At 60.9% G+C, this 13,370-nt stretch carries 15 protein-coding genes; 11 read left to right on the top strand and 4 right to left on the bottom strand.

The window, feature by feature from the left end; translation table 11 throughout:
• Nucleotides 1-16: 16 nt before the first annotated feature.
• The 4 genes from V8689_RS17995 to V8689_RS17980 all read left to right on the top strand — a co-directional run bounded on the left by V8689_RS17995 (nt 17) and on the right by V8689_RS17980 (nt 3,385).
• A complete protein-coding gene (locus tag V8689_RS17995) occupies nt 17-940 on the top strand; it encodes an ABC transporter substrate-binding protein (protein WP_056787146.1) in 924 nt (307 codons plus the stop codon).
• Between the two features lie 12 nt (nt 941-952).
• Nucleotides 953-2,536 carry a flavin monoamine oxidase family protein gene (locus V8689_RS17990; RefSeq protein WP_056787148.1) on the top strand — a complete coding sequence of 528 codons (1,584 nt, stop codon included), beginning with the start codon at nt 953-955 and terminating at the stop codon, nt 2,534-2,536.
• 11 nt (nt 2,537-2,547) lie between these two features.
• Nucleotides 2,548-2,970: a RidA family protein gene (locus tag V8689_RS17985; protein WP_032896335.1), complete on the top strand. Its 423-nt coding sequence runs from the start codon at nt 2,548-2,550 to the stop codon at nt 2,968-2,970.
• A gap of 130 nt (nt 2,971-3,100) precedes the next feature.
• A complete protein-coding gene (locus V8689_RS17980; protein WP_056787151.1) occupies nt 3,101-3,385 on the top strand; it encodes a hypothetical protein in 285 nt (94 codons plus the stop codon).
• Between the two features lie 77 nt (nt 3,386-3,462).
• Here V8689_RS17980 and V8689_RS17975 read toward each other — a convergent pair whose 3' ends face one another.
• Nucleotides 3,463-4,377, bottom strand: coding sequence for a hypothetical protein (locus V8689_RS17975; protein ID WP_056787153.1), 915 nt, complete (start codon nt 4,375-4,377; stop codon nt 3,463-3,465).
• Between the two features lie 185 nt (nt 4,378-4,562).
• Here V8689_RS17975 and V8689_RS17970 point away from each other — a divergent pair, with 185 nt between their 5' ends.
• Nucleotides 4,563-5,051: an Hcp family type VI secretion system effector gene (locus V8689_RS17970; RefSeq protein ID WP_056787157.1), complete on the top strand. Its 489-nt coding sequence runs from the start codon at nt 4,563-4,565 to the stop codon at nt 5,049-5,051.
• Nucleotides 5,052-5,099: 48 nt separating this feature from the next.
• On the opposite strand, the gene V8689_RS17965 is transcribed toward V8689_RS17970, so the two are convergent.
• A complete protein-coding gene (locus V8689_RS17965) occupies nt 5,100-5,936 on the bottom strand; it encodes a 5'-nucleotidase, lipoprotein e(P4) family (RefSeq protein ID WP_056787160.1) in 837 nt (278 codons plus the stop codon).
• 171 nt (nt 5,937-6,107) lie between these two features.
• Between V8689_RS17965 and V8689_RS17960 the strand changes: the two genes are divergently transcribed.
• A complete protein-coding gene (locus V8689_RS17960; RefSeq protein ID WP_056787163.1) occupies nt 6,108-6,527 on the top strand; it encodes a hypothetical protein in 420 nt (139 codons plus the stop codon).
• Nucleotides 6,528-7,210: 683 nt separating this feature from the next.
• On the opposite strand, the gene V8689_RS17955 is transcribed toward V8689_RS17960, so the two are convergent.
• The gene (locus V8689_RS17955; RefSeq protein WP_056787166.1) at nt 7,211-8,278 is read right to left on the bottom strand and encodes an aldo/keto reductase; all 1,068 of its coding nucleotides are present in this window, start codon (nt 8,276-8,278) and stop codon (nt 7,211-7,213) included.
• A 216-nt stretch (nt 8,279-8,494) separates the two neighbouring features.
• Between V8689_RS17955 and V8689_RS17950 the strand changes: the two genes are divergently transcribed.
• The 4 genes from V8689_RS17950 to V8689_RS17935 all read left to right on the top strand — a co-directional run bounded on the left by V8689_RS17950 (nt 8,495) and on the right by V8689_RS17935 (nt 11,961).
• A complete protein-coding gene (locus tag V8689_RS17950) occupies nt 8,495-9,127 on the top strand; it encodes a glutathione S-transferase family protein (RefSeq protein ID WP_056787169.1) in 633 nt (210 codons plus the stop codon).
• A gap of 16 nt (nt 9,128-9,143) precedes the next feature.
• A complete protein-coding gene (locus tag V8689_RS17945) occupies nt 9,144-10,064 on the top strand; it encodes a LysR family transcriptional regulator (protein ID WP_056787171.1) in 921 nt (306 codons plus the stop codon).
• Nucleotides 10,064-10,948: a LysR family transcriptional regulator gene (locus tag V8689_RS17940; protein ID WP_056787174.1), complete on the top strand. Its 885-nt coding sequence runs from the start codon at nt 10,064-10,066 to the stop codon at nt 10,946-10,948. The genes V8689_RS17945 and V8689_RS17940 overlap by 1 nt, the downstream gene beginning before the upstream one ends.
• Before the next feature lie 80 nt (nt 10,949-11,028).
• Nucleotides 11,029-11,961, top strand: coding sequence for a pyridoxamine 5'-phosphate oxidase family protein (locus V8689_RS17935; protein WP_056787176.1), 933 nt, complete (start codon nt 11,029-11,031; stop codon nt 11,959-11,961).
• 154 nt (nt 11,962-12,115) lie between these two features.
• Here the strand turns inward: V8689_RS17935 and V8689_RS17930 are convergent, their stop codons facing one another.
• On the bottom strand, nt 12,116-12,391 hold the full coding sequence (locus tag V8689_RS17930; RefSeq protein WP_056787178.1) for a DUF6124 family protein: 276 nt from the start codon (nt 12,389-12,391) through the stop codon (nt 12,116-12,118).
• 573 nt (nt 12,392-12,964) lie between these two features.
• Between V8689_RS17930 and V8689_RS17925 the strand changes: the two genes are divergently transcribed.
• Nucleotides 12,965-13,369, top strand: coding sequence for a RidA family protein (locus V8689_RS17925; RefSeq protein ID WP_056787180.1), 405 nt, complete (start codon nt 12,965-12,967; stop codon nt 13,367-13,369).
• Nucleotide 13,370 lies beyond the last annotated feature (1 nt).

The following is a 13,370-nucleotide window of genomic DNA, read 5'->3' as shown; positions in this document are numbered from 1 at the left end:
CAAGGAGTGACTGCCCATGTTTATCACCACTGCCCGTGTCGTCCTGTTGGCAATTGCCGGGGCCGCTGCCCACAACGCATTTGCCGTGCAACAGGTGGACCTCAGCCCCGACCGACCGCGCATCCATGCGCCGCGCAATGAAGCGGCCATCGCGCAGATCCCGCCGGGCTTCAAGTTCGCCCAGCCGGGCAAGTTCACCGTGGCCGTGTCAGGCGTAGCCGGGCCACCGCTGGCGCTGCTGGCCAGTGACGACAAGACCACCATCGGCAGCGAGGCTGACACCGCCCAGCTGGTGGCCGACAGCCTTGGCCTGCAACTCAACGTGGTGCAAACCAGTTGGGAAGACTGGCCCCTGGGCGTCAGCTCGGGCAAATACGACGCGGTGATCAGCAACGTCACCGTGACCGAGGCGCGCAAAAAGCGTTTTGACTTCGCCACCTACCGCCAGGATGTGCTCGGCTTTTACGTCAAGAGCACCAGCAAGATCAGTGAGATCAAGCAGGCGGCGGACATTGCCGGGCTGAAGATCATCGTCGGCTCTGGCACCAACCAGGAAAAGGTCCTGCTGGCCTGGAACGAGGCCAATGAGAAAGCCGGCCTAAAACCTGCGCTGTTGCAGTACTTCGACGACCAGGCCGCCGCACAACTGGCGGTGCAGTCGGGGCGCAGCGACGCGCTGTTCGGGCCGAACTCGGTGTACGCCTATTCGGCGGCGATCACCGGCGGCATCAAGCGCGTCGGCACCGTCAACGGTGGTTGGCCGTTGCAGGCGGATATCGCGGTGACCACGCGCAAGGACAACGGCCTAGTCAAACCGATTCACACCGCCCTGCAAGGTGCGATTGCCGGGGGGCAATATGCGCAGGTGCTGCAACGTTGGGGCCTGGATGTGGAACGGGTCGACCAGTCGCTGATCAACCCGCCTGGGCTGCCGGATTAAGGAGGCACAGACATGGGACTGACACGACGTGAAGCGCTGTCGAGTATCGCAGCGGTGGGCGGTGAGAAAGCGGTCAAGGATGCACTGGCAGTGTTGGGTCTGGGCCCATCGTCACACCGTCGACCGCAACCACTGAAACTCAAGGACGGCCTGGGGCAGGGCACCCGTGTACTGGTGCTGGGCGCCGGGATTGCCGGGTTGGTCACTGCGCTGGAGTTGACGCGCGCCGGTTTCAGCGTACAGGTGCTGGAGGCCCGCGAGCGCGTGGGTGGCCGCACCTGGACCCTGCGTAACGGCGACCGCGTGGACTATAAGGACGGTCGCTCGCAGACGGTGGGGTTTGACCCAGGCCAGTATTTCAACGCCGGGCCGGCACGCATTCCCAGCCAGCACCGCACGATCCTCGACTATTGCAGTGAGCTGGGCGTGCCCCTGGAAGTGCTGGTCAACAGCAGTCATGGTGCCCAGGTGCGGCCAGACCTCAGCCAGGCCGCGTTCAGTGTCGGCCAGGCGCTCAACGATACGCGTGGGCATTTATCCGGCTTGTTGGCCAAGGCGGTGCAACGCGATGCCCTTGACGATGTACTGAGTGGCGAAGAGCGCACGCGCCTGCTGGCTTTTTTGCAGGTCTATGGCGATCTGTCCCAGGCGTTGGCGTTTGAGGGCACCCTGCGTTCGGGGCACCTTGAATCCGTCGCTCACCCTGGCGCCTTGCCCGCCCGCCGCAGCCCGTTAACGTTGGAGCGGTTGCTGCACCCGGAACTGTGGGGGGCTTTACTGCACACCGAGTTCCCGGAATTTTCGGCCACCATGTTCCAGCCGGTGGGCGGTATGGACCGCATCACCGACGCGTTCTACCGACGCGTGCAGGAGCAGGTGCAACTGGGCGCGCAGGTGCGGCAGATCCGGCAGTTGGAGGACGGCGTGGCGGTGACCTACCACGACCAGCGCAGTGGCCGTGAACAGGTGGTGCGTGGCGACTTTTTGGTCTCCACCGTGCCGCTGCCCCTGCTGGCCAGGCTCGATACCGACTTCAGCGCGCCGGTCAAGGCGGCCTTGCTCAGCACCCGCAACGACCAGGCGACCAAGGTGGCCTGGCAATCCCCGCGCTTTTGGGAGACCGACTACCGTACCTACGGCGGCTTGTCGTGGATCGAGCACCCGGCGCGCCTGCTGTGGTACCCCAGCAACGACCTCAACACCCGCGAAGGCGTGCTGGTGGCCGGTTACGTGACCGGCGAGGGCGCCGACGTGTTTGGCGGCCAGCCCCTCAATCAGCAGTACGCCGCTTCCCGGCAAGCCGTGGAGCTGTTGCATCCAGGTTACTCCAGGCACTTGCGCAGTCCTCTGGCGGTGTCCTGGGAGCAGATCCCCTACAGCGAAGGCCCGTGGTTGCAACGCGAACACTTCCCCGCCGAGGCCCACGCCCTGCTTGAACAGCCCCATGGCCGGGTGTACTTCGCCGGCGACGGCCTGGTGCAGAGCGGCGTGGGGATCTGGCAGGAATCGGCAGCCAACTCGGCGCGCCATGTGGTCGCGCAACTGGCCGAGCGCATCACCCAACAACACCAACTCGCGGCGTTGGCCGCATCCTGAGGAGCCTCACCATGAGCGACAGCATCCAACGCACCAGCGTCGGCGAATTCCCCATCTCGCAAACCGTCACCGTGCCGGCCTCGGCCAGCCTGGTGTTTGTCAGCGGCACGCTACCGGACCCCGCCGACCCGAAGGTACCTGGGGTGTATGGCGACACTGAAGTGCAGAGCGTTTCAGTGTTCAACAAACTGCGTCAGATCCTGCGCCAACACGACCTGGACCTGGGCGACATCGTACAGTTACGGGTGTTTCTGGTCGGCGCCGAAGAGACTGATGGCAAGCTGGATTTTGCCGGGTTGCAGCGCGGTTATACCCAGTTCTTTGGCACGCCCGAGCAACCGAACAAACCGGCGCGCACCGCGTTGCAAGTAGTGGCGCTGCCGTTGCCGGGGGCGTTGGTGGAGGTGGAGGCGATTGCGGCCAGGGCGGTGTGAGTTCCGCGCTCAGACGTGTAGGTCATTTCTTTTAAGGTTGTAGTCTAAATAGTTAAATGGTTTCCTTTTGCTGATTCTTTACCCATTCCAGGCAGAATGCCGCCTGGATTTTGGGCTCAGGAGAAGCTCCATGAAACGTTCTTACAGTCGGTCGTTCTGGTGCGTCACAGCGGCTCTCGCCGTTTGTACGGGGCTTTTAGGCTACCAGATAGTTGATGGGTTAATTCGCGGCGTGATTGTGGCTTTCAGCCGTGTAGGGCCTTGCGCCACTTACACGCTTCTGGAGCAACCAAAGCAGTATTGGATGACCCTGATTTGGCTCGCTATTGTTGAAATTTTTCTTATCGCTATGACGCTTGGTGTTGCTTGGATTTCCAACGAAATAGCAAAAAATGAAGGATCCAGAAAGGTTTGATCGCTAGTGCTTGCGAGGGCCTTGAGAACCTTGATCACTATCATAAAAGTCGCTCTACGAGGTTTGCCTTAAATTGTTTATTGGGGGACTTCTTCGTAGATACCAATGGCCAATGTTTTGACGTTACCGGATATTGCACTACCGGTGAGGCCGAGCGCTGCGGCTAACGTCTCTTGTATGTGGTTGGCGGTAGCCTGTCGCATTTTCGTGGCGCTGATTCGCTTGGGGAGCACCTTGTTGGCTTGTTTAATCTTGAGCATTTTTGGTATTAACCGGGGATCTTGGAGTCTGAGCAACTCATTATTGAGCTTTACCCTTTCTTGTCGATTCAGACCTCTGAGCACCTGGGTGAAGGATTTTCCGGTGACTTTTCGCGTGGTGTTGACTGTTTTGGTTACGGTTAAGGCTGAGGTGGCAACGCCAAGCAATGCAATAGCATCCAACAGCGCGGCTACGGCCTGAAACCAGGCTTCGTTATTCAACTTATCAAGGTCCCGTGGAACTAGCACCTCAGCGCCCGCACGCCCTAACCCGATGAAACATTGAGCGCCGCTTGCAACTAGGGCTGCCTTCCCAATAAACGAGATCACTACGCTGACCCCCGCAGTGAAAGGTATTAGTGCAACGCCACTAGTAATGGCTACCCAGCTTAGCAGCGCTCCGGCACACGTTAGCGCCGTATTCATCGCCTCCGAGACTAACTTCGACTCTCGCGGCTCATGCTCCAGCATCCGCTTGAACTCCACCGGGCCCACATACCGGGGCGCCTCACGCAATACCACCTTGATCGGATGTACACGACACACCGCTTTAAATTCGCGCAACGTCACCACGTTGAATGCCTGGTCGATATACACCACTCCCGCGCCGATTAGTGCAGGGTCGCTGTCAATAGCGAAGAACAACCGGTGCAGGTCGAGGCTGCTTTCAAGACGTTGGCGTGTAGTGCGATGGGCCGAGGGGAATCCATCCCTGAACAGGCTGGCCGTCATTCCTTAACTCCTGATGGTGTGGGAGTCGAGAGGGTAAAGAGGTGATGATGCAAATTAATGTCGGATGTTTCGCCTTCTGAAGACAGGCACTTCCCAATCCCATTTCCCCGTCTTGTACGCTCGCTCCGCCTGATCAACAGTGCGACCCAAGTCATTACCGACGTACGCTAGGACAAGGAGCCAACATGGCCGTTGATATGTTTTTGAAATTGGGCGACATCAAGGGTGAGTCACGGGACCAGGCCCATCGCGACGAAATTGATATTACCGAATGGGCATGGGGCGTGTCGCAGACCGGGTCGATGCACGCCGGTACCGGCGGTGGTGCCGGCAAGGCGGATTTTGCCAACCTGAACCTGGTTAAACCGTTGGACAAATCCAGCCCCAACCTGATGATGGCCTGTGCAAGCGGTAAGCATTATCCCGAAGCCAGGCTGGTGGTTCGCAAGGCGGGAGGGGCCAGCCCGGTGGCGTATCTGGTGATGACGCTCAAGGAGGTTATGGTGGTGTCCTACAGCACCAGCGCAGAAAAGGCCGGCGATGTGCTGTACGACCGTATCGCCTTGAACTTCGCTACTGTCGAGTTCAGCTACCAGCCGCAGAAGGCCGATGGCGCCAAGGAGGGAGGGCCGGTGAAGTTTGGCTGGAATATTCGGCAGAACGTTAAAGTCTGAGTCATCACTTTTCGAGCTTGAATGGCTCCCGTGGAAGCCACACACACCCTATTTCTGCAACAGCAACGCCCGCTGCTTGAGCCTGCGTTTCTGCGCAAACGGCAAGCTCTCATCGTCCCCATACGGCGCGCTGTACCAGTTGCCGTAGCTCGGGTTGGGCAACAGGAACCAGCGCTGGCCTAGCCAGTTCACATAGGGTTCGACGGCCTTGCGCTGTGCATCCAGGGTGTTGTGTTCGGCTTGCACGAAATCGCCCAGCGAGTCTCCGGCCATCAACAGCACGCGGGCATGGTTGGCGACCCACTGGCGGCGGCAGTTCTTGCCGTAGCCTGCGCTTTCGCAGTGGCCGGTGGGGGTGCTGGCCGCCAGGATCTGTGCGTCGCTCTTAATCGGAAAGCCGCGCAAACGCAGGTTTTTTGCGGTGGCCGCGACTTGGCTGTGTTCTCGGTTGGTGAGGTAGTAAACCTGGATGCCTTTTTGTCTGGCTGCCTGCAGGAACGCCACCGAGCCTGGCAATGCCTGGGCTTTGGCTTGCTCGACCCAGGTGTTCCAGCGGTCATAGGAATAGACCTGATTATTGATGATGTCGCGGGCGTTGAGGGGCACGTTGTCCAGCAGGGTTTCGTCGATGTCCACCACTACCGCCGGGGGCAGGCCGGCCAGGTTGCGTGGGGCAAAGGGTAGGGCGTCCCAGCTCGGGTCGGCCAGGGCGACATCCAGTTGGCGGGTGGCATTGGCGAAGAGCTGGCGGTAGATCAACTCGTGCTCGATGGAGGTCTGGGTCCAGAGCACGGCGTCGAGTTGGTCATTGGCCGGCGGGCGTTGCTGGCAGCCTGCGAGGGCGGTGGTGAGCAAGCAGAGGCTGGCGAGGAACAGGTTGCGCATGGGCTGGGTCTCGAAGAACGGGGTGGCGTGGTCTGCACGCCAGTCTAATCACTTGCGAGGCTCGCGGCTCGTTGCCGTTTCGGAATCGTCTTAAAGCCAGGCTTCACCCTTGGCGGGTAACGTAGCGAGCGTTGAAGGATCGTCGTCGCTGCCCATCTGCCAGGTTTGCCTATGCCCAATAAAGCGTTACGTTTTCTGATCGCCGATGGAGAGCATCTGCAGCGGGTCAAGATCGAGAAGATGCTCAACCAGTTGGGCTACTACCGCATCGCCCCCTTGAGCTCGTTCGACGAGGTGCAGGCGTTGACGCGTTCGAACGGTGTGATGTTCGACCTGTTGATTATCAACACCGCGCTGGTGCGTTCGCGCCAGGTCGACCTGCTGAAGTTCTGCCGGGAAAACCCGATGATCCTGCATGCGCTGATCTACGACGGGCAGTGCGCGCAGCGGTCGGTAGTGCCGGTGTCGGCCAGCCAGACGTTGCATCTGTCGTTGTCGCAATCGCCGGATTTCAATTCCCTGTGCCGGTGTCTGGAAATGCTCGACCCGGCGGCGATGGCGCGCGTCGCTGGGGTGTCACCCAAGCGTTGAGCTTTATTGCTTTGAGCATTGTATTCGCCTAACTCATCGGCATGAGGGCAAGCTCGCCCACAGGATGTGGGAGCTGGCTTGCCTGCGAAGACGGCCTGACAGTCAACACAGCTGGATTGTGTACATATCCATTGCTGCGGTAACGGCCACCTAGGGTTCCGCCCTGACGGCGGCTCACTTTTGAAAAGCGCAAAAGTAAGCAAAACGCTCTTGCCCCACCACTCGGCACCTCGCTTAGGCTCGGTGTGCCCGTAATCCGTCAGTGATTTGGGGGGCCGCCGCCACGCGCCATCCATGGCGCGGGGCGGCTAAACCGGCATCCCTGCCGGTTTACCCCCCAAATCCCTGTCGAATTCCGGCCAGCGTGGTTTAACGGGGCGCTTAAGATCAAAAGCAGATCAAGATCAAGAGCGGCTCGCTTCGCATCGTGGTTACCGTCTGCTGCTACAGCCCAAAAAAGTTGTGTAGATGGCGATGCCGAACCTGTGGCGAGGGAGCTTGCTCCCGTGACGTCTTGACAGCCTGCGCATATCTACCTGACGCCCCGCGTTCCAACTGTGGGAGCGGGCTTGCTCGCGAAAGCGGTGGGTCAGTCGCTGCATCTATCACTGCACCACCGCTTTCGCAGGCAAGCCAGCTCCCACATTGGATCTTCGTTGCCTTGAGCATTGCGTTCGCTTAATTCATCGAGCATCCAGGGTCTTTTGATGCTCGGCCAGGAACGGTTGCTCCGCTGGATCAAAACGATCAATCCCGGCGGTAAAGCGGTGCCAATAGGGGTACAACGGCTGACGACGCGTGACAGCCTCGATGCGCGCCGACTGCGCTTCGGTGAGTTTCAGTTCGGTGGCCGCCAGGTTGTCGCGCAGGTGTGCTTCGGTACGGGCGCCGACAATCAGCGAGGTGATCCCCGGGCGATCCTTGAGCCAGGCCAGGCAGGTGCGGGCGACCGAGACGCTGTGTTCATCGCCGACGGCGGCGAGGGTTTCGATAATGTCCAGCGCACGTTCCTGGTCGTGGACATAGGGTTCCGGCCAGCCGCTGCCCTGGCGGGTATTGGCCGGCGGCTTGTGCCCGCGTCGGGTGGTGCCGGTCAGCAGGCCTTCGCCCATCGGCCCCCATACCAGCGTGCCGATTTGCTGATCCAGTGCCAGGGGCAGCAACTCGTACTCGGCCTCGCGGGATTCCGGGGTGTAGTAGATCTGTTGGGTAATCGGCTTGAGCATCCCGTGCAGTTCGGCCTTGCCCAGGGTTTTCATCATCTGCCAGGCGGTGAAATTGCTGGTGCCGAAGTAGCGGATCTTGCCCGAACCCACCAACAGGCGCAGGGCTTCCAGGGTCTCTTCGATTGGCGTCATGCCGTCCCAATTGTGCAGTTGGTACAAGTCGATGTGGTCGGTGCCCAGGCGCTTGAGGCTGGCTTCGCACGCGCGGATCAAGTGGTAGCGCGATGAGCCGGAGTTGTTGGGGTTGTCGTCCACCGGGCTGCGGCCCTTGGTGGCCAGCAGAATCTCGTTGCGCTTGTCGCCCAGCGCCTTGCCCACCACTTCTTCGGCCAGGCCGTGGGAATAGAGGTCGGCGGTGTCGACCATGTTCACCCCGGCGTCGAACGCCATATCGAACATGCGCTTGGCCAGGGGCACGTCCACCGCACCGCATTTTTCAAATTCTGCGCGACCGCCAAAGGGCACGGTGCCCAGGATGATTTCCGATACCAGCAGGCCGGAATGACCCAGTTGTCGGTACTGCATATTGCCTCCTACTTAACGTTGCACGTGAACGTGTGAACGATGGGCAGGGCGATAGTTTGAATTTTTTTATGAAATGCTCGCACCAAGCCTGGCTGAGGTATGCACGCGGGATTGTTTCGCTGGATGAAATGCTGGATTGTGAATCCTGGTCATTCCGCCAGACAGGGCAGCGGTAGAACATCCCTGGCGTCGATACCCACTCATTTGGAGCCTGTCATGACCCAGCCTGCGATCAAACTCTATGGTTTTCCCCTATCCGGCCACTCCCACCGGGTCGAGCTGATGTTGTCCCTGCTGGGGCTGGCGAGTGAATTTGTGCTGGTGGACCTCAAGCAAGGGGCGCATAAAACGCCTGAGTTTCTCACCACTCTGAACAGCTTCGGCCAGGTGCCGGTGATTGATGACGGCGGCACGGTACTGGCCGACTCCAACGCCATCCTGCTCTACCTGGCCAGCACCTACGGCAACGGCCAATGGCTGCCGAGTGACCTTGTCGGCCAAGCGCGGGTACAACGTTGGCTCTCGGCCGCCGCCGGCCCACTCCATGCCGGGCCTGCCACGGCGCGCTTGGCCACGGTGTTTGGCGCCGAGGTGGATACGGTCAGCGCAATCAACCGTGCCCATGCCTTGCTGAGCGTGATGGAGCAGCAATTGAGCCAGAGCCGTTTCCTCGCCAGTGAGCAGCCCAGCATTGCCGATATCGCCTTCTACACCTACGTGGCCCATGCGCCGGAAGGCAATGTGTCCCTGGCCGACTACCCTAAGGTACGCGCCTGGCTGACCAGCATCGAAGCACTGCCGGGTTTCGTTGGCATGCCGCGTACGGCGGTGGGGCTGCAATCGCAATAACAACCGAGGGGCGCCAATGGACCGATTTCATGAAATGCAGGTGTTCCTGGCAGTGGCCGAGGAGGAGGGCTTCGCGGCTGCCGCGCGCCGCCTGAACACCTCGCCGCCCAGCGTGACTCGGGCCATTGCCGCCATGGAACAACGCATCGGCACCCAGTTGCTGGCGCGCACCACCCGCAGCCTGCACTTGACCGAAGCCGGCCAGCGTTACCTGGAAGATTGCCGACGCATCCTTGCCGAACTGGATGAGGCCGAGGAAGCGGCGGCGGGTAGTTATTCCATCCCGGGCGGTCAGTTGACGGTGACCGCACCGGTTCTGTTTGGCGAGCTGTATGTGGCGCCGGTACTGGGGGATTATCTGGACCGTTTTCCGTTCGTGAGTATCAACGCCTTGCTGGTCGACAGGGTGGTCAATATGACCGACGAAGGTGTGGATGTAGCGGTGCGTATCGGCCACCTGCACCAATCCGGACAGCAAGCGATCAAGGTCGGCGAAGTACGCCGGGTGGTGTGCGCATCGCCGGCTTATCTTGACCAACACGGGCGGCCCCAGTGCCCCGAGCAGTTGCGTGAGGCCAAGCTTGTCACCTCATCGTCCAGCCAACGGGTCAGTGAGTGGACATTCGTTGACGCCGGCCAGCCGCTGAAGGTACCGATCGAGCCACGCCTGGTGGTCACCGCCAACAATGCCGCGATCAACCTGGCCCGCCTGGGCTGGGGTATGACGCGGGTGCTGTCTTATCAAGTCGCCGCAGCGGTGGCGGCGGGTGAGCTGGAGCTGGTGCTGGAGGATTTCGAACCGGAGCCGCTGCCGATCCACGTGGTGTTCCAGCAAAACGGCCGCGTACCGGCCAAGGTCAATACTTTTGTGGATTTCCTCAGCCAGCGCCTCGGGCAGGACCCGGCCCTGAACGCGGCGACCAAGCAGCGCGCCTGATGGAGCGTTTTCGCGATATGCAGCTGTTTACAGCGCTGGCCGGGCAACCCAGCCTGGCGTCGGCGGCACGTTATGCGCAGGTTTCCGGGCCGACGCTGGTACGTGCTGTTGCGCGCCTGGAGGCACGCCTGCGCGTGGTGTTGCTGCAACGCAGCACCCGCGGCGTCAGCTTGAGCGACGCAGGCCAGGCTTACCTTGCCGACTGCGTGCGCCTGCTCGCAGCGGTGGACGCGGCCGAGGCTTCGGCCAACGGTTTGCATGTGCAGGCCCAGGGCGACCTGCGGATATTCCTGCCACTGCTGTTCAGCCGCTATGTCATGGCGCCGCTGTTGGCCGGCTATGCGGATCGCTACCCGGCGGTGCGCGTTAACGCGCATTACCACGACTATTACCCGAACCTGCACGTAGAGGGGCTGGACGTGGCGGTGCTGGTCGGCGAATTGCCCAGCTCGTCGCTGATTGCGCGGCAGGTCGGGCAGGTGGGCACTGTCCTTTGCGCCAGCCCCGCTTACCTGGCGACCCGGGGCGAGCCCCGGCATCCGGCTGAACTCAAACAGCATCATCTGATTGCCAGCGCCGACCCGGTGCACTGGGATTTCCTGCATTACACCCTCAAGGCTCGCGCCCGGCTGAGTTGCGCCACCGTCCAAGGGGCGATCAATGCGGCGGTGCAGGGGGCGGGCGTGATGCGAGCCTTGAGTTACCCGCTGCACGAACACCTGGCGAGCGGCCAGTTGCAGCGCCTGTTGCCTACCTTCGAGTTGCCGCCGCAGCCGGTGCATGTGGTCTACCGCGAAGGCCGCCATGCGTCGATGCGTGTGCGCAGCTTTGTCGACTACTGCGTCACGGCGTTGCGCGAGCATCCGGCGTTTCAGTTGGCGTAATGGTGGATTGCCCAGGGTGGGCATTCTCTCCATCGCGACGTGGGCGCAGCATCTTCAGTATCTAACCGGCGGTGAGCGCCATGCACTCGATTGAACCAACCCCTTGGCATGTCGGCGAACGACACATGCAGGAAAGTGCCGGCGTTTTTGAACGCATGGCCATGATCGGGCCCAAGGTCATTCGTGATCATTTGCCTGAGCAGCACCGCGATTTCTATCCGCTGCTGCCGTACTTGATCGCGGGTGTGGTGGACGAACAGGGCATCCCCTGGGCGACGATGCTGGAGGGTGCACCAGGGTTCGCGCACTCACCGGATCCGCACACGCTGCAGATCGACAGCCTGCCTTCCAAAACTGATCCCGCCTGGGCTGGAATAACGGATGGCTCGGCCATTGGCCTGCTGGGCATCGACCTCAACACCCGCCGCCGCAACCGCATGAATGGCCGGATTGGAACGCTTGAGCACGAGGGCTTCACGGTCGACGTGGTGCACACCTTCGGCAACTGCCCCAAGTACATCCAACTGCGCCCCGTCGCCGGCATTGCGCGCAAACCCGGCAACCTGGCCGAGCGTAGCAACCGCCTTGACGATGCGGCTCAAGCACTGATCCGCCACGCCGACACCTTCTTCGTTGCCAGCTACGTCGACCTGCACGGCGAACGCTCGGTGGACGTCTCCCATCGAGGTGGCAATACGGGATTTGTGCGCGTGGAAGGCAACGTACTGACCATCCCGGATTTTGCCGGCAACCTGTTCTTCAACACCCTCGGCAACCTGCACGCCAACCCGGTGGCGGGGTTGTTGTTTGTGGATTTTGAGACCGGCGACGTGCTGCAAGTGGCCGGGCGTACTTCGTTGATCCTGGGTGGGCCGCAAGTGGCTGAGTTCGATGGCGCGCAGCGCTTGTGGACGGTGACGGTGGAACATGTGGTTCGCCGCCCGGCAGCGCTGGCCTTGCGCTGGAAATTCGCGGAGTTTTCACCGCACAGCCTGGCGATGGGCACCTGGTAGCCTGGCACGATAATGCCCTGTAGGAGCGAGCTTGCTCGCGAAAAACGTTAACGATAACGCGGGCTTCCTGAGTAAGCGCGGCGTCTGTGGGTTTTTCGCGAGCAAGCTCGCTCCTACAGGGGACGTCATTGCCTGTTGGGTTTGCGCGTTTTCATCAGGCCGCCGGGCACTCACGGTTCAGCGCTTCATTTACCAGCAACTGCGCAATCTCGATCATCTGCACCACCGCCAGCACCTGCTTGCGGGGGTGACCGTCAAGCTGTTCGGCACAGTCGTAGGCGCAGACAGTCGCGGACTCCAGCATTTCGCTGGCATTGCTCAAGGCGGCTTCGGTGCTGAGTCCGGGGCGGACGGTGAAGATGACATCGGGGGGTAGTTGCGGGTTGTCATCCGAGGGGGATGGTGGGGGATTGGGTGTGACTTTTTTCATGGCGAAGCTCCTATGAATGAGCACCTCCATTTCGCTACCACACGAAGTAAGGAGGCGACTGTACACGGGGTGGTAGACCGGTCATAGAAACCCGGCAGGCCGAAGCCTCCCATGCACAGCCGCCACAAAGCAGCCCGCATAAAAAAACGCCCTTGAGCGTTTTTGGGGTCTATGAAAGAACTGGGCTACCACACCCATTCGCTGATTTTGCAGCGACCCGCGAAGGTTAGCGGCGAGGTTCATCGGACGCAACCCGAAAGTTGTGTAAGAGCGGTCCGACAACCGCACCGTTGCGGGTACGCCGAATACCCCATGTAGGAGCGAGCTTGCTCGCGAAAAACGTCAACGATAACGCGGGCTTCCTGAGTAAGCGCGGCGCCTGTGGGGTTTTCGCGAGCAAGCTCGCTCCTACAGGGGGTTGTGATTGCCTGTTGGGTTTGCGCGTTTTCATCAGGCCAGCGGGCACTCAAGGTTCAGCGCTTGACCCACGAACATGTTGCTGGATGTTGAACCATCATCCTGAGCGGTTTCTTTGGGTTAGCCTTGTTTTCCTACTGACAACAAGGATTGGTCATGCAACGAAAGGTCATTAATCCCACGACGGTATTCAACTCCCTGCAATACGGTTTCAGCCAGGCCATGGAAGTGCCAGAGGGCCGGCGAATCATGCTGTCGGGGCAGGTGGGCGTGGATGCTCAAGAGCGTACGGTGGGCCCAGGGGTTGCCGAACAAACGGCCACGGCGTTGGACAATGTCGAAAAGGTGCTGGCCGCGGTGGGCGGTGATCTGTCTCATGTAATCATGCTGCGCTTGTATATTGTCGAATCTGCCCGAGAGCAGCAGGAGCCGATTGCCGAGGCTCTGCGCCAGCGCTTCGCGCACAACCCGCCGCCGTCTTCGTGGATTATCGTCAGTGGGTTGTCGTTGCCTGAGTGGTTGATCGAGATTGAGGCGGAGGCGGTGGTTCCGTTCAGCTAGG

Origin of the sequence: Pseudomonas sp. AK181 (assembly GCF_051122975.1) — a bacterium.
Lineage (GTDB): Bacteria > Pseudomonadota > Gammaproteobacteria > Pseudomonadales > Pseudomonadaceae > Aquipseudomonas > Aquipseudomonas lactis.
This window is presented reverse-complemented; position numbering and strand designations above follow the sequence as displayed.